This window comes from Neobacillus sp. YX16, assembly GCF_030123505.1.
Taxonomy (GTDB): domain Bacteria; phylum Bacillota; class Bacilli; order Bacillales; family Cytobacillaceae; genus Neobacillus.
Window position 1 is genome coordinate 2,533,679 of record NZ_CP126115.1, and the last position, 15,359, is coordinate 2,549,037.

Consider the following 15,359-nt stretch of genomic DNA (forward strand, 5'->3'; position numbering starts at 1 on the left):
GTGGACCTCTTTTTTTAGTGCAATAAAGAGTATTAAATGTTTTACAATTTAATACTTATTTTTATCCACTATAGTATAATTATGGAAGTTGGTAGAACTTTGAAAGGGGATAGATCATGACGACAATTAGTTTATTGAAAAAGACTGCCGGAGTTATTTTAGAAAAGAAGAAACTTACGAACGTGGTAGCTAGAGTTGGTTTAATTTTAGACATTTCTGGTTCAATGAGAACACTGTATAAGAATGGGACTGTACAAAAAGTTGTAGAGAGAATTTTAGCTGTTGCCAATCAGTTTGATGATGATGGAGCACTTGATGTATGGGTTTATGATAATGAATTTTCTCGGTTAAAGTCAGTAACAGAAAGAGATTTTGTTAATTATGTAGATGAGTATATTTTAAGTAACGATTTAATCCATAAATTTGGTAGAAATGATGAACCCCCAGTAATGGAGGATGTAATTAATAAATATACGGTTGAACAACCAGAGAAGGTTCCAACATTTATAGTGTTTATCAATGATGGCGGTTGTAAGAGAACGATTAAAAAGCCAATAGTTGAATCCTCCAATAAACCAATTTTTTGGCAGTTTGTCGGTATTGGTGATTCTAACTTTGAAGTGCTTGAAAAACTCGATACCATGGAAGGTCGTTTCGTAGATAATGCAAATTTCTTTCACATTAAGGATATTGAAAAAATATCCGATGAAGAATTGTATAACAATCTGCTGAATGAGTTTCCTGATTGGCTACAAGAAGCAAAATCTAAGGGAATTCTGTAAGGTTAAGAAGGTACTTTAGGTCTAGGATAAAGTATCTAAATATAACGGAATGTGATTTAAATCACTTACTCCTTGTGTGATATCTCATATAATCACTATATAAATAGTAATTACTACATAAGGAGTGTTAGTTTTGTTAAATCAAAAAACAATCGAAATCATTAAATCAACGGTACCTGTTTTAGAAAAACACGGTGAAGCGATTACAACACGTTTTTATCAAATGATGTTTGGGAATCATCCTGAATTATTAAATATCTTTAACCATGCAAACCAAAAACAGGGAAGACAACAAAGAGCGCTTGCGGGGACAGTCTATGCGGCAGCTCAATATATTGATAATCTTGAAGCAATCCTTCCTGTGGTTAAGCAAATCGCTCATAAACATAGAAGTCTCGGGATTAAAGCAGAGCATTATCCGATTGTCGGTAAACACCTATTATTAGCAATTAAAGATGTGCTCGGGGATGCTGCTACAGATGAGATTATCAATGCCTGGGGAGAGGCTTATGGGGTAATAGCAGATGTCTTTATCAGTGTTGAAGCAGAAATGTATGAGGAAGCCGAAAAACAACATGGTGGATGGGACGGTTTCCGTAGTTTTGTAGTTGACCGTAAAGTAAAAGATAGTGATGTTATTACATCCTTCTATTTAAAACCAGTGGATAACAAGGAAATTGCTCAATTTCTACCAGGTCAATATATTAGCCTAAAACTTGAAATTGATGGGGAGGAGTTTACCCATATCCGTCAATATAGCTTGTCTGATGCCCCTGGCAAAGATTATTACCGCATCAGCGTAAAACGTGAAGCCGGAACAGCCAACCCTGATGGAATGGTATCAAATTACCTGCATGACGGTGTAACAGAAGGAGAAATCCTAAATATAAGTGCTCCAGCGGGAGACTTTTTCCTAGATATTGAAAAAAATACACCTGTAGTGTTATTAAGCGGTGGCGTAGGATTAACACCAATGTTAAGTATGTTGAAAACAGTAGTTGAAGTGCAGCCAGAAAGGAAGGTAACTTTCATACATGCGGCGGCAAATGGAAATGTCCATGCACTTAGAGATGAAGTAGAAACACTTGCTTCTAAGGACAATGTAAACTCATTCTTCTTTTATGATTCACCAACTGAAGAGGATCGTAAGAATAATACCTTCGATGTTGAAGGCTATGTAACACAAGAGTGGCTTGACAACAACATACCAAGTTTAGAGGCAGACTTCTATTTCTGTGGGCCACTACCATTTATGAAATCTATTAATAATTCTTTAAAGAATTTAGGAGTAAATGAAGATAGAATTCACTTTGAATTTTTTGGACCAAAAGACAGTTTAGAAGAAAGTGCGAAGAAAGAACCGGTTTCCGTTTAGGAAATCGGTTTTTTTATGGATTGAAAGTTTGATTCAGCCAATAATTGTGATTAAATAAAAGGTAGAAATCGCCAGAAAGGATGAAGCTTTTTGAATAAGAATGTCATAAGGTCGGTAACCATGGTATCAGTATTTTTTTGCCTCCTCTGGCTGATTGGACTTGGGTGGGCAGTATCCGAATATTATGCAGGCAAGCCCGATAAAATCCCAGAGAAAAACGTTATTGAAAAAAAAGCAGAGAAAAAAGATGAAATGCATATTGTTGCCTTAGGTGATTCCTTAACAAGAGGAACAGGTGATGAAACCGGAAAAGGCTATGTTGGTGTCCTTATGGATGAAATAAAGGAAAAATCAAAGCAGGAAGTGCGGTTAACAAATTTAGGTATTAGCGGACAAAGGTCTGACCAGCTAAGGCAGCAAATTCAGCAAACAGAAGTCCAGCGGCAAATTCAAACAGCAGATATGGTTTTAGTCACAATGGGCGGCAATGATTTGTTCAGGGGTGGACAAGGGTTATTTGAATCTAATCCAGAAGACATTACTGAAATTGAGAAGAAATTCCTTGAGAACATGAATTTTATTTTCCAGCAGATTCGGGCAAGTAATCCAAATGCAAATGTTTTCTTCGTTGGCCTATATAACCCATTTATTGACTTAGAAGAGGGAAAAGAGATGTCAAAAGTAGTTCGTCATTGGAATTATCAGAGTGCGGAATTAAGTGCCACTTTCCCAAAGATTGTATTTGTACCAACATTTGATCTTTTTGAGCTAAAGGTCAATGATTATCTATATACTGACAAGTTTCACCCAAATACAAAAGGGTACCGTTTAATAGCTGAACGAGTGGCTTCATTGCTTACTTGGTAAGGAGACCGGCGAAGATGGAGAAAATAACTTTATCTGTACATAATTTGAAAAAAACAATCGGCAAAAAAGAAATAATTAAAGGTATTAGTTTTGATTTAAAAGAAGGCGAGGTATTTGGATTCTTAGGTCCAAATGGTGCCGGTAAAACGACGACTATCCGGATGTTAGTAGGATTAATCAAACCTACTTCAGGAAGCATTCAGATTGGCGGCTATAACATTGAAGAAAACTTCGAGGAAGCAATGAAACATCTCGGCTGTATTGTTGAAAATCCTGAATTATATCCGTATTTATCTGGTTATGATAATCTGCTGCATTTTGCGAATATGCTTGAAGGGATTGGCAAAGAGCGAATCGGTGAAGTGACGGAGCTTGTGGGACTAAAAGATCGAATTCACGATAGAGTAAAAACCTATTCACTTGGAATGAGACAAAGACTGGGGATTGCACAGGCGCTATTAGGAAGACCCAAGGTATTAATTCTTGATGAACCAACGAATGGGTTAGATCCTGCTGGAATTAGAGAAATGAGGGAGTTTATTCGGTTCCTTGCTGAAGATGAAGGACTGAGTGTTCTTGTTTCTAGCCATCTATTAAGTGAAATTCAATTACTTTGCGACCGAGTGGCGATTATTTCTAGAGGAACCGTGATTAAAACGGATTCTGTTCATAACTTGTTATCAAATAGAGAACGAGTTGTATGGCGTTTCCATCCAATAGAGGAGGGTAAGCAGGTTTTACGTTCCTTCACAACCATTGAAGAAAGAGAAGATGGGTCCATTTCGACGGAATATGATGAGATAAAAGCAGCAGAGTGGAATAAAATGCTTGTGGAAGCAGGTATATCTGTGACTGAAATGAATCGTAAAATGCCTGTATTGGAAGATTTGTTCCTCGAGTTAACGGGGGGTGATTCTATTGAATAAGCTGATTCAAAATGAAATGATGAAGCTGATTGCCAAAAAGCGCTTAGTTGTAATAGCCATTATTATTGGCATTCTGGTAGCTATGTTTACCTATGCCCAATATAAAGAGGTTGAAAGACAAAGAGAAAAGTTAGGAACCGACGATTGGCGGACGATGATCCAGCAAACCATTATTGACCAGCAAAACCGAATTAGCAGCGCTCGTATTTCGGATGAATGGAAAAAACAACTGCAAATTGCCTTGCAGCAAAATCAATATTATTTAGATCACGACATTAACCCCTCTGAGCCTGGTGCTCCTACCTTTATGAGGATTTTTTTAGAGAATTCAATTGAACTATTTATCCCTTTGATGGTGATGGTAATTGCCAGTGATATTGTATCCTCTGAGCATAGTCAAGGCTCGATTAAGTTACTATTAACGCGGCCAGTTAAAAGGTGGAAAGTCCTTCTGAGTAAATATATAAGTTTAACTTTTGCGATCTCTTTAATTGTAGCTATAGCCGGAATTCTCTCATATGGTATTTCAGGATTGGTGTTTGGTTATCAAGGGTGGGGAGCACCCGTATTGACTGGTTTTAGTGTGAGTGATGCAGGTTTAAATACCGCCAGCGTGAAGTTAATCAATCAATGGCAGTTTCTATTAATGGATTTTGGACTTGTATGGTTTGTGGCGATTGTCGTTGGGACTCTTTCCTTCATGCTATCTGTTTTAATTCGCAGTACGGCTGCTGGCATGGGTGTTATGCTGGCTGCCCTAATTTCAGGTGCGATTCTTAGCAATATGGTTTCGTCGTGGGAGTCAGCTAAGTATTTCTTTATGGTGAATTTAAAGCTAACAAACTATATGAATGGTAACCCGCCGCCAATTGAAGGGATGACATTGTCATTTTCAATGTTGGTTCTACTTGTGTGGTGGGCGATTGGATTATTTGTTTCATTCTTTGTATTTACCAAAAAGGATGTATATTAAGCCAATAAAAAAGATTTATTCATGCAAATAGGAAAATGAAAAAACCACCTGTAAAAGGTGGTTTTGCTGCCTTAATTGGGGGATTAAGGCAATGATTCAACAAGGGATATTCTATTCAATGGAAAGAAGGGGAGGGATTCCTTTTCCATAGGTTTAACCAATTACTGATTAGCTGTCATTTTTACTGGTTCTTTACTTACTCCAAAGTGCTGTTTAATAATAAGGGAAGGGCCGCCAAGGTTTAATAAATAGCGAGCTTCAATTACCTGTTTCATGAAAGCACCAAATAATCCAGATAATCTAAAGTTTCCAACTTTTCCTACTGCAGCAAAGGTTCCGATTGATGCAACAGATCCCTTGTGATGATATTCAAAAGCTGTCAATTTACCTCCTCTTAACGTTGCAACAATATTTTTCGCACATACATCAGCTTCTTGGAGGGCAACCTGTGCTGTTGGAGGGAGAGCATTTTTTTCATCCTTCATGAATAAAGAACAGTCACCAATACTAAAGATGTTTTTTCTATCATTAACTCGAAGGAATGAATCTACTGGGAGTTTGCCTTTTTCAATAGGTAAGCCGCAGTTTTGTACAATTGGGTTGCCCTTAACCCCACAAGACCAAATTAATGTACGAGTTGGAATCTCGATATTATTTTCAAGTACAACCTTCTCAGGTGTACATTCTAAGATTTTGGTTGATATATACATTTTAATATTAAACTTTTCTAGCACCTCAGTTGTATATTGGATGGATTCCTTAGGGAAAAACGGAATAACAGATGCCGCAGCCTCTACTGCAACAATTTTTACATCCTCAAAAGGAACATCATATTTTTTACAAAGGTTAGGAAGTCCTTCTGCTAATTCACCTAACATTTCTATTCCTGTAAATCCGCCGCCAGCAACAACAAAGGTGAGGCGAGATGAATCTTTGTCTTCTTTATAAAGAGATAATTGTCTAATGATTTGATTATAAATGGCTTTTGTACTTCTAAAGCTGCGGATGGCAAAAGCATGTTCCTTAATTCCAGGAATTCCGAATGTTTCAATATCAAAACCTAAAGCAATTAATAGGTAATCATATTCTACAGTTTCGCCACCCTCAAGGTGTACCGCTTGCTTTGTTATATCTACCGCTGTAACACTGCCCTTTATAAAATTTGTTTTTTCAGGATTAATCAATTCTGGAATCTCCATTGCAATTTGGCGATCAGCAGCAGTACCTGCTCCAGTTTTATGGAGTTGAGTTGTGATGTAGTGGTATCCATGTTTATTGATTAAAGTAACGTCTGCTTCCCCAGACTTTAATAACTTTTCTAGCTTTTTACTTGTGATGATTCCTCCGTAACCTGCTCCTAGTATCACTATTTTTGGTTTGCTCATTTTCATGCATCTCCCTATCAAAAAATAAGTTTATCTACGATTATAATGTGAAACTTTTCACATTATCTTTTAAAAAAAATATAGAGCGATTTGCTCTTTAACATTGTGAAGTATTTCACATATCTTATATATTCATAGAATACGATATCTCTTATGAAGAAACAAGTGGTATTTACTATTTAAATTTGTCGAATTGGTAAATTTTTTTCAACTTACAGGGAATGATAAATTCGTGCCAATTTAAAAACTGGTTAAATATTTAACGAATATAGTAAGAAAGAAGGAGAATTGCGATGAAAAAAAGAATGTTGATTATCTTGCTAGGTTTAATACTAGCGATGCCAGGCTTTGCAATAGCGAATGTACAAACGCCAGGTGGAAGTGAAAAACCAGCAGTACCAGGCTCTCAGGATAAAGATAGAGAGAAGGAGACAGAAGAATGTGATTGTGAAAAACAGGAGCATAATCACAAAGACTGGCAGGCAAAAATGGCGGAGCGTGAAGAAAAACTGCTAGGATGGGTGGATCAATTTACCCCTGATAAAAAAGCAGAATGGACAAAGGTATTAGCTGAGAAAAAGGAATTAAGAAACAAGTGGCTAAGTCCTGAAAATGCTAAGAAACGAGAAAAGTGGAAGCAAGAAAAAATGTCGAAGATTCAAGAGTTAAAAAAACAGTTAGATGAAGGAAAAATAACCAAAGAGGAATTTGTTCAAAGAGCTCACGGCGGTAAAGCGATGGGTCATTGGAAAACCTTCCATGACCTAAAGACTTCAGTTGAGGCGAAAAATGATAAGCGGGCAGCAGAATTATTAAATCAACTTCTCGAACAGTCGAAGCAACATAATGATAAAATAAAGACCATGTTAGCAGAATAGAATTGTGGGGTTGATCACTTGGCAAGAAATAGATTGTTATTGACAACAGCTGCATTGGGAGCAGCATATCTACTGAGAAATGATAAAGCTCGGAAGAAAATATTGAACCAACTTCAGAACTTTGCGGATAAATCGCGAAGGTAAAAAATGCAAGCTGCGATAATGCAGCTTGCATTTTTTTATTTCTTTAATTCAATCTTTTCCTTTTGTGCCTCTTTTAAATCATCCTTAAACTCTTCCTTAATGTCGTTCGTAATTCCATCTGTTGCACGCTTGAATTCACGAAGGGATTTACCAAATGCACGGCCAATTTCAGGCAGTTTATTCGGTCCAAAGACAATTAATGCAAGCACTAGAATTAAGATTAATCCTGGTACACCAATGTTAGAAAACATACCTAACCTCCTTTAATTTGTTAAATAACTAATTTAGATTGGACGTACTGTAATAAAAGCTTTGCTGTATTTTCAATCGATGATTCATGTGTCCGTTCAAAAGCATGGGAGGAATCTATTCCAGGACCTATTAACCCGTGTACGATGTCGTGCCCAGCGCGAATGGCTGCTGAGGCATCGGACCCATAGAAAGGGTAGATGTCGAGTTTGTATTCGATACTGTTTTCTTCTGCCAGCCGCACCAAATTCTTGCGAAGTGCATAGTGGTATGGTCCGCTTGCGTCCTTCACACAAATAGATACTGTGTATTCATCGGTTGATTGGCCATCCCCCATCGCGCCCATATCAACGGCTAAATACTCAACAGTTTCAGGTGGAATGTTTGAATTTCCACCATAACCAATTTCCTCATTGTTCGAAATTAAGAAATGGGTCGTGTAAGGTAATTGAATGTTCTCATTTTTTAATTGCTTCATTAATTGAAGTAATATGGCAACACTTGCTTTATCATCTAAATGTCGAGATTTAATAAAACCGCTTGGAGTCACCTCTACCCGTGGGTCAAAGGATACGAAATCACCAACCTCAATTCCAAGCGCTCTAATTTCATTTGCATTATGTACTTTTTCATCCAGTCTAATTTCCATGTTGTCTTGGTTACGTTCCGCTTTTCCAGCGTCTTTGTAAACATGGACAGAGGTTTGGTGCATAAGGATTGTCCCCGTATATTTCTTACCGTTGCTTGTTTCTATTTGGCAGTATTCACCTTCAATCGAGTTAAATTTAAATCCGCCAATCAAGTCAATCTTTAGTCTGCCGTTTGATTTAATTTCCTTAACCATGGCGCCAAGAGTATCAACGTGAGCAGTAAGCATACGATGCTGGCTAGTATCTATTCCAGTTATTGTTGCGATAAGGCCGCCTTTTCGGTTTCTTTTTGTTTCAATGTTTAAATCTGCAAGGTATTTTTCAACGTAGGAAATGACTTCATTGGTATTTCCTGATGGACTAGGGATTGATACTAAATCCACCAATAATTTCATTGTTTCCTCTGTGTTCTTGTTTGTCAAAGCTTTATCCCCCTTTTAGTAACACTCATACCTATTATAACATTTTATAGAAAAATCATTTGAAATCAAATTCCGTCAACTTTTTTAGTGTGCTTGCATAGTGTAGGAAGTGTGGATTTTTCCTAAAGAAGGATAAGGGTCTATAATATGGAAATAAAATGAATAATTAAAATTATCGAATAATTAAAGAGCATATGGGGGAGAAAAATGACCAGATTTGAACTATATCACCAAAAATCAAGGCAAATTTCCTGGAAGGGACCAATTTATTTCTTACTCACTTTTATCATAGTAACAGCGGGCTTCTTTGTATTTCGATATTACTATCTTAGCACAATAAAAATTGAATCACCTGATGAGAATCTAGGTTCCCAAGTAGTCATCCACCTGCCAGACGGAAAAGAGGTATTTACCTATGAAAATTATATTTTTGAAAAGGATGGAAGGACATACTATAAGGGTGAGCGTAATACCATTGATTTAACAGGGGGTACGGTTATCTACGAAAATTGGGAATAACAAAAAAAGACTAAGCGGACTAGTCTTTTTTTTATTACTTGAACCATCCCTTCTTTTTAAACCACAGAGACATTCCTAATACTACTAAAAACATTAATAATAAAGTGGAAAAATAACCATATTTCCATGTTAATTCAGGCATGTAGTGAAAGTTCATCCCATATATACCCGCGATAAAGGTAAGTGGCATAAATAGGGTAGTAATAACCGTAAGGACCTTCATCACATGATTAGTTTGATGTGAATTTAAAGAAATATAGCTGTCTCGGATATCAGACGCTAATTCTCGATTTGCTTCAACCATTTCAGTTAGTTTTAAAAGATGGTCATGAATGTCAGAGAAATATTCAATTTTTATCTGCATCCCTGACATCCTTTGGGAGTTTATGATTCGATAAACTAAATCTCTCATTGGGGTAATAGTATGTCGCAACGATAGAAGATCATGTCTTGTATCAAACAAAACTTCTAATAATGCTTCCATGGATCTACCTTTAGAATTTTCATCTATTTCATTTAAGGTATCTTCCACTTGATAGACAAGTGGGAAGTAATTGTCTACCATTTTGTCTAAGACATGGTATAACACTTGAGAAGGATTCCATTTTCTAGCTTTTGTTGAAAGAGATAGTCTGTCCCATACCTCAGCAATCTCGGGAGATTGGTGGTGATGAAAGGTAACGATATATTGTTCTGTAAGGAAAAAATTAATTTCTTCTTTTGTTAAGGTGAGTGGATTTAAAGCTTGTGTAACAAAAAAAGTATTTTCCTCATAGTAATCTAGCTTAGGTCGCTGCAGTGTATAGATACAATCCTCGATTGCCAAAGGGTGGAAATGAAGGGGATCATTTAATACCTCAATTTCGCTTTGAGTAGGCTGCTGAAAATCAATCCAATACCATAAATAATCTCCCTGGATTAACTCTTTTGGCTGAAGGTCGTGAATGAATTGATAATTTTGATTAACTGCAATGGTTCTAATCATCTTAAACACCTTATTTCATTTTCTGTTATTTAGAATTCTCCATTACATAATCATAACGATATATCGCGCTTTTTACAAAAATAAATGATACTTATTTGCGGAATAAAAATCCAAACTTTTAATAAAAGATGGGAACCTGGCAGCATTTATATCCATAATAAAAAGTATGGTAAATGTAGATGTTTAGATTTCAAACACAGAATTATTGGAATAAGAATAGGCATTCCTATTGGAATGCCTATTTTTTATTAAACGGTCTGTTCAGATTTTTTTCTCATTGCTAGAGGGATATAAACACAGAAAGGTTCGCTTTCCATATAGTCTCCTGTTACCGCATATGTTCTAGAACGGGATCCGCCGCAAATTTTATTAAATTCGCAAACTCCGCATTTACCTTTATAGTTATCAGGCTGTCTAAGGTCTTTAAAGACTTTTGCTTCACGATATATTTCTGCTAACGGGGTTTCACGGATATTACCGCCAACGATAGGCAGCAATCCACTTGGCATTACATCCCCAATGTGGTTAACGAAGGCAAAGCCATTTCCGTCATTTACACCCTTTGGTGCACGTTTTAAGCCATCGTGCATCGAAGCGAAATCAGTAGTGATTGAGTCTTCGTAGCGAATTTCACCTTTTTCAATAACGTGGTCACGTGCTTTTTCTTGTAATACAACACGACGGTAATGCTGTGCTGCAGTTGTTTTAATGTCATAAGGAGCTGTTTTACTGAGCTGGTACAACCAACGGAATACCTTTTCATGCTCGGCTGGAGTAATACATGCATCCATTTGACCGCGTCCTGTCGGAACCAGTAAGAAGATGTACCACATGACGGCGCCAAGCTCTTCAACTAGCTTAGACATTTCTTCAAGATGGTCATAATTGTAACGAGAGATAACTGTATTGATTTGCAGAGGCATTCCTAATTCGTTTAAGTACTTGATTTTTTCAATCGTCAGATCGAAGGAACCTGGCACACCACGGAATTTGTCGTGAATCTCTGCTGTCGGTGCGTCAAGACTTAAGCCCCAGCGTGAAAGACCAACCTCCTTTGCACGTTGCATTTTTTCCTTAGTAACATTCGGAGTTGCGCTAGGAGTCATACTAACACGCATACCTTTTTTAACTGCATAGTCAGCAAGTTCAAAAAGGTCTTCGCGCATCATACAATCCCCGCCTGAAAATACTAGCATTGGATTGTCCATTTCATAAATTTGATCAATTAAATTTATTCCTTCTTCATGTGTTAATTCACGAGGATCTGGAGTTAGCTGGGCATCAGCGCGGCAGTGAACACATTTCAGCTGGCATGCGCGTGTTACTTCCCAAATGACAATAAACGGGTTAATGTCATAATCAATTTTTTTCATTCCATGTGGATGTCCCATTGCATGTGGATGTCCTTTACTTAGTCCTTGCATACTTATCACCAAGATTCATAATATTTTTAAACCAATTAAAAACCATAAAAATTGTTTCTATAGGTTTATTATAAATTTGTCCTTTCGTTGTGCATGAAATGATTGTTACAATATTTCATAAGGTTTGTTACAAATTTTCTACAATCCTTTTTCAATAAAATACCAAACTCCTAATTTCGTTTTTGTATTTAATAGATAAAGTGATCTTAAATCCTTTATGGATAAGGGTTGGAACTTTTTCTAAGGTTTGTTACTAGAGGGCTTTCATTTCCGCATTAGGGAAATCCTTCCTAATTACCCAAATGTTTAGGATGTAATCAAATAGGCTTTCTCCTTTATGATGTATGTACTACGATTGAAGGAGACCTACAATGAAAAAACATTTACTGACAGTCGCGGCAGCTGCCGGCATATTGTTTACCTCTTTTGGTGGATCTGTTAGTGCGCATGAGAATGTCTATACAGTTAAATCAGGAGACACGCTTTGGAGAATCTCGCAAAATAATAATCTATCAGTTGCGAATTTAAAAGAATGGAATAAACTGACCAGCGACAGCCTCTATGTGAACCAAAAACTATCATTATTGGCACCTCACACACATGAAACTCAATCTGTTTCCACTTACACTGTACAAAAAGGGGATACATTATGGGGAATTTCCACACGTCATAAGCTAACAGTTGCACAGCTAAAATCTCTTAATTACATGACCTCCGATACCATTTATGTTGGACAAGTCCTTAAAGTTTCTGGTGCCGCTGAAACTCCGGCGCCGTCTCAAATTTCTACTGTTTCAAAAGCGCAAATGGTGATAACAGAAGCCAAGAAATATATCGGCACACCTTACCTATGGGGGGGAAATACTCCAGCTGGTTTTGACTGCAGCGGCTTCTCAAAATACGTTTTTGAAAAAGTAGGAATCTCTCTTCCAAGAACAGCAGCAACACAGTTTTCTGGTCTTAAGACGGTTAGCAGCCCAAGCTTGGGTGACCTTGTTTTCTTTTCAACCTATGCACCTGGTCCTAGTCATTTAGGAATTTACATTGGTGATAACAAATTCATTCATGCCGGTACATCTACAGGTGTAACGATTACCGATATGAATAATCCATATTGGAAACCTAGATATCTAGGGGCAAGAACAGCATTTTAATAGAACGAAAACAACCTTTATCAAACGATAAAGGTCTTTTTTTGTTCAAAAAATCTGATAATTTATTGTTTATGAAAGGGGATTTTACCTTTATACTTAACTATGAAGAGTAAATTAGATTAGGAGAAATTGATGTTTAAAAGAATGCTCAGCATATCATTATTATTTATTGTCATTGCCATTGGCTTTTTGCAAAAGGATGAATTACTTACATTAATAAAGTCAGGCGGAATCTTTTCAACTTTCATCAGCATTCTTTTTGTTGCGATATGCGTCTTTTTTCCTGTTATTCCTTTTCCAGTCCTAGCTGGTGTTATTGGCGGTGTATTTGGAACGACTCAAGGAGTAATCGTCACCATGACGGGAGCGATGGCTGGAACTATGAGTTTCTACTTTTTAAGCAGGTACGGTTTCCGGGATTATGCACAATCTAAGTTAATGAAATATCCGAAAGTCCAGGAATACGAGGACCTTCTTAATCGAAATTCATTTGTGGCTATTTTAACCTGCAGACTGATTCCAATCATCCCAGCGCCTGTTATCAACATCATTTGTGGTTTGAGTAACGTCAATTGGCTGATATTTTTTACCGCTTCCACGATAGGGAAGATACCAAACATCTTGATTTTATCATTTGCGGGTGCTTCTTTTAGCAGTAACAAGCTGTTTTCTTTTGGTCTATATGGCGGCTATATTCTCATTCTAATCCTAATTAATTTTGTGATCATGTATCGTAAAATGGCAAAGGAATCTGAGGACTAAACAATGTATTTTACTGGAAGATCTTTATCTTCAATTGTAATGACTTCTTTAAAAAAGCTTTTTAGAATAAACCATCGGGCTGGGTATGTATTCATAAAATCTTCCATTACTAAAGGAGAGTATTGGATTAAACAATCAAGATAGCTTCTATGCTTTTTTAGATCATGTAATAGTGCATGTGGAACGGTGTAGCAGTCATAAATTTGAAAAGGATTTAATTTTACCACTTCGATTTTATGTTTTTGTATGTATGGTAATATAGATTGTTCTTGAAGTTTAAAGCTTTCTTCCTTCGAAAGCCCCTTTAAACTTATCCGATCATTAATAAAGTAGATTCCTTTCATACCATGACACCTCTTTCTCTAGTGTTTTGGTATTGTTATTGACAGCTGAGGAAGGAAGTATACTTCAGTAATAACAAGATAGTAGTTTATTCCTAATTTATGGAAGGTGATGGAACATGGATAGTTGGGAAAAAGATGGATTTATTCTTAGTACAGATAAGCAATATCTTGATACTGATGTGATTCACCATTTTTTGAGTGTTGATTCATACTGGGCTAAAGGTATCACGATGGAAAAAGTAAAGAAATCGGTAGAGAAATCCTCGATTTGCTTTGGAATGTATGAGGGTGATCCTTCAAAAGGGAAAGCGAAGCAAATTGGTTTTGTCCGTGCGGTAACAGATTTTGTAAGATTCGCTTGGATAATGGATGTATTTGTCCTTCCTGAATATAGAGGAAGAGGCTTATCGAAATGGATGATGGAAACGATGGTAGGGCAATCCGAACTAAAAGATGTTCGGAAAATGATGTTATGTACTTATGACGCCCATGGTTTATATGAACAATACGGTTTTCAAACACTCGATGACCCTGAAATCTTTATGCAAAGAAAAATATAGTATATCGATAAACAGGCTGTCTGCTAATTAGTAGACAGCCAGTATTATTATGTTTGGGAGAGACAAAATGATTAGTGCTGCAATTCATGGATTTATTTTAGCCTTTGGACTGATATTACCTTTAGGGGTACAAAATGTTTTTGTATTTAATCAGGGGGCCACACAGCCAAAATGGACAAACGCGTTACCGGTGGTTTTAACAGCTGCACTTTGTGATACACTCTTAATTTCGTTGGCTGTTTTAGGAATTTCCGCTGTTGTGTTAGAAATCAGCTTTTTAAAATTTACATTGAGTGTGATTGGTATTGCTTTTTTACTATATATGGGCTATGTAACATGGAAAAGTAAACCTAGTAGCGAGGGGAATAGTGTTCAATTATTTTCAAGCCGGAAACAAATTACATTTGCCGCGTCTATTTCATTATTAAATCCACATGCCATAATGGATACCGTTGGTGTAATCGGAACAAGTTCATTAGCATACACAGGAATAGAAAAGGCAGTCTTTACTATTGTCTGTATTTTCGTTTCTTGGTTATGGTTTTTTGGATTATCCATCGCTGGTAGGTGGGTAGGAAAATTTGATTTAACGGGCAATTTCATTAACACATTAAACAAAATATCTGCTGTAATCATGTGGGGAACGGTGGTGTACCTAGTGGTTTCGTTGTAAAAAATTTACCCGGCAAATGCCGGGTATGGTTAAAAAATCTATAAAATAAAAGGGGGGGAGGATCGGTTCGGTGTTACTGAACCTATAATAATCTTAGCGAAAAAATATGAACAAACTATGAATGAATAATTAATAGATTGGTAAATCTGTGGAGGAGAGATAATGAAAGATTTCCATTGCTGTGCCACTTGCAAACATTTTAAAGCTGAAAGAAAATCAGAATCAATGATTTATTATTGTAGTCGTTTAGGATTTGAAACCAAAACGAATTATAAATTTAACTGCTG

17 protein-coding genes are annotated in these 15,359 nt (G+C 36.7%); 11 read left to right on the forward strand and 6 right to left on the reverse strand.

The features are described from left to right. Positions 1-116: 116 nt before the first annotated feature. The 5 genes from QNH48_RS12060 (at position 117) to QNH48_RS12080 (ending at position 4,923) form a co-directional block, all read left to right on the forward strand. Positions 117-782, forward strand: a complete 666-nt coding sequence (locus QNH48_RS12060; protein ID WP_283955113.1) for a vWA domain-containing protein — start codon at positions 117-119, stop codon at positions 780-782. A gap of 133 nt (positions 783-915) precedes the next feature. Beyond that, the gene (gene hmpA, locus QNH48_RS12065) at positions 916-2,157 is read left to right on the forward strand and encodes an NO-inducible flavohemoprotein (RefSeq protein ID WP_283955114.1); all 1,242 of its coding nucleotides are present in this window, start codon (positions 916-918) and stop codon (positions 2,155-2,157) included. A 90-nt stretch (positions 2,158-2,247) separates the two neighbouring features. Next, positions 2,248-3,024 carry an SGNH/GDSL hydrolase family protein gene (locus QNH48_RS12070; RefSeq protein ID WP_283955115.1) on the forward strand — a complete coding sequence of 259 codons (777 nt, stop codon included), beginning with the start codon at positions 2,248-2,250 and terminating at the stop codon, positions 3,022-3,024. A 14-nt stretch (positions 3,025-3,038) separates the two neighbouring features. Further along, positions 3,039-3,950, forward strand: a complete 912-nt coding sequence (locus QNH48_RS12075; RefSeq protein ID WP_283955116.1) for an ABC transporter ATP-binding protein — start codon at positions 3,039-3,041, stop codon at positions 3,948-3,950. After that, positions 3,943-4,923, forward strand: coding sequence for an ABC transporter permease (locus QNH48_RS12080; protein ID WP_283955117.1), 981 nt, complete (start codon positions 3,943-3,945; stop codon positions 4,921-4,923). Before QNH48_RS12075 ends, QNH48_RS12080 begins: the two co-directional genes overlap by 8 nt. Before the next feature lie 161 nt (positions 4,924-5,084). Here the strand turns inward: QNH48_RS12080 and QNH48_RS12085 are convergent, their stop codons facing one another. Next, positions 5,085-6,308 (reverse strand): NAD(P)/FAD-dependent oxidoreductase, encoded by a 1,224-nt coding sequence (locus tag QNH48_RS12085; protein ID WP_283955118.1) that lies wholly within the window; start codon positions 6,306-6,308, stop codon positions 5,085-5,087. Between the two features lie 293 nt (positions 6,309-6,601). Between QNH48_RS12085 and QNH48_RS12090 the strand changes: the two genes are divergently transcribed. Next, a complete protein-coding gene (locus QNH48_RS12090; RefSeq protein WP_283955119.1) occupies positions 6,602-7,186 on the forward strand; it encodes a hypothetical protein in 585 nt (194 codons plus the stop codon). 179 nt (positions 7,187-7,365) lie between these two features. Here the strand turns inward: QNH48_RS12090 and tatA are convergent, their stop codons facing one another. Beyond that, positions 7,366-7,581, reverse strand: coding sequence for a twin-arginine translocase TatA/TatE family subunit (tatA, locus tag QNH48_RS12095; protein WP_095248731.1), 216 nt, complete (start codon positions 7,579-7,581; stop codon positions 7,366-7,368). A 20-nt stretch (positions 7,582-7,601) separates the two neighbouring features. Continuing rightward, complete coding sequence (locus QNH48_RS12100) at positions 7,602-8,624, reverse strand: M42 family metallopeptidase (RefSeq protein WP_481858495.1); 1,023 nt, start codon at positions 8,622-8,624, stop codon at positions 7,602-7,604. Between the two features lie 234 nt (positions 8,625-8,858). Between QNH48_RS12100 and QNH48_RS12105 the strand changes: the two genes are divergently transcribed. Then, positions 8,859-9,170 carry a hypothetical protein gene (locus QNH48_RS12105; protein WP_283955121.1) on the forward strand — a complete coding sequence of 104 codons (312 nt, stop codon included), beginning with the start codon at positions 8,859-8,861 and terminating at the stop codon, positions 9,168-9,170. Positions 9,171-9,204: 34 nt separating this feature from the next. Here the strand turns inward: QNH48_RS12105 and corA are convergent, their stop codons facing one another. Both corA and QNH48_RS12115 read right to left on the reverse strand, forming a co-directional pair. Continuing rightward, positions 9,205-10,155 (reverse strand): magnesium/cobalt transporter CorA, encoded by a 951-nt coding sequence (gene corA, locus QNH48_RS12110; protein WP_283955122.1) that lies wholly within the window; start codon positions 10,153-10,155, stop codon positions 9,205-9,207. A 248-nt stretch (positions 10,156-10,403) separates the two neighbouring features. Next, positions 10,404-11,579, reverse strand: a complete 1,176-nt coding sequence (locus tag QNH48_RS12115; protein WP_283955123.1) for a TIGR04053 family radical SAM/SPASM domain-containing protein — start codon at positions 11,577-11,579, stop codon at positions 10,404-10,406. Positions 11,580-11,950: 371 nt separating this feature from the next. Between QNH48_RS12115 and QNH48_RS12120 the strand changes: the two genes are divergently transcribed. Together QNH48_RS12120 and QNH48_RS12125 are read left to right on the forward strand one after the other, a co-directional pair. Beyond that, positions 11,951-12,733 carry a C40 family peptidase gene (locus QNH48_RS12120; protein ID WP_283955124.1) on the forward strand — a complete coding sequence of 261 codons (783 nt, stop codon included), beginning with the start codon at positions 11,951-11,953 and terminating at the stop codon, positions 12,731-12,733. 132 nt (positions 12,734-12,865) lie between these two features. After that, entirely contained in the window at positions 12,866-13,495 is a 630-nt protein-coding gene (locus QNH48_RS12125) for a TVP38/TMEM64 family protein (RefSeq protein WP_283955125.1), read from the forward strand. Here QNH48_RS12125 and QNH48_RS12130 read toward each other — a convergent pair. Continuing rightward, entirely contained in the window at positions 13,492-13,839 is a 348-nt protein-coding gene (locus QNH48_RS12130; RefSeq protein WP_283955126.1) for a hypothetical protein, read from the reverse strand. The two genes, QNH48_RS12125 and QNH48_RS12130, sit on opposite strands and share 4 nt — an antisense overlap. Positions 13,840-13,955: 116 nt before the next feature. Between QNH48_RS12130 and QNH48_RS12135 the strand changes: the two genes are divergently transcribed. Both QNH48_RS12135 and QNH48_RS12140 read left to right on the forward strand, forming a co-directional pair. Further along, positions 13,956-14,399, forward strand: a complete 444-nt coding sequence (locus QNH48_RS12135) for a GNAT family N-acetyltransferase (protein WP_283955127.1) — start codon at positions 13,956-13,958, stop codon at positions 14,397-14,399. A 67-nt stretch (positions 14,400-14,466) separates the two neighbouring features. Then, positions 14,467-15,072 (forward strand): LysE/ArgO family amino acid transporter, encoded by a 606-nt coding sequence (locus QNH48_RS12140; protein ID WP_283955128.1) that lies wholly within the window; start codon positions 14,467-14,469, stop codon positions 15,070-15,072. Positions 15,073-15,359 lie beyond the last annotated feature (287 nt).

Excerpts from the sequence above, each read along its gene's own strand:
- QNH48_RS12120 (WP_283955124.1), top strand. The coding sequence starts at position 11,951 with ATGAAAAAACATTTACTGACAGTCGCGGCAGCTGCCGGCATATTGTTT.
- QNH48_RS12090 (WP_283955119.1), top strand. The coding sequence starts at position 6,602 with ATGAAAAAAAGAATGTTGATTATCTTGCTAGGTTTAATACTAGCGATG.
- QNH48_RS12085 (WP_283955118.1), bottom strand. The coding sequence starts at position 6,308 with ATGAGCAAACCAAAAATAGTGATACTAGGAGCAGGTTACGGAGGAATC.
- QNH48_RS12100 (WP_481858495.1), bottom strand. The coding sequence starts at position 8,624 with ATGAAATTATTGGTGGATTTAGTATCAATCCCTAGTCCATCAGGAAAT.
- QNH48_RS12115 (WP_283955123.1), bottom strand. The coding sequence starts at position 11,579 with ATGCAAGGACTAAGTAAAGGACATCCACATGCAATGGGACATCCACAT.
- QNH48_RS12125 (WP_283955125.1), top strand. The coding sequence starts at position 12,866 with ATGTTTAAAAGAATGCTCAGCATATCATTATTATTTATTGTCATTGCC.
- QNH48_RS12105 (WP_283955121.1), top strand. The coding sequence starts at position 8,859 with ATGACCAGATTTGAACTATATCACCAAAAATCAAGGCAAATTTCCTGG.
- QNH48_RS12130 (WP_283955126.1), bottom strand. The coding sequence starts at position 13,839 with ATGAAAGGAATCTACTTTATTAATGATCGGATAAGTTTAAAGGGGCTT.
- corA (WP_283955122.1), bottom strand. The coding sequence starts at position 10,155 with ATGATTAGAACCATTGCAGTTAATCAAAATTATCAATTCATTCACGAC.
- tatA (WP_095248731.1), bottom strand. The coding sequence starts at position 7,581 with ATGTTTTCTAACATTGGTGTACCAGGATTAATCTTAATTCTAGTGCTT.
- QNH48_RS12060 (WP_283955113.1), top strand. The coding sequence starts at position 117 with ATGACGACAATTAGTTTATTGAAAAAGACTGCCGGAGTTATTTTAGAA.
- QNH48_RS12135 (WP_283955127.1), top strand. The coding sequence starts at position 13,956 with ATGGATAGTTGGGAAAAAGATGGATTTATTCTTAGTACAGATAAGCAA.
- QNH48_RS12140 (WP_283955128.1), top strand. The coding sequence starts at position 14,467 with ATGATTAGTGCTGCAATTCATGGATTTATTTTAGCCTTTGGACTGATA.
- QNH48_RS12075 (WP_283955116.1), top strand. The coding sequence starts at position 3,039 with ATGGAGAAAATAACTTTATCTGTACATAATTTGAAAAAAACAATCGGC.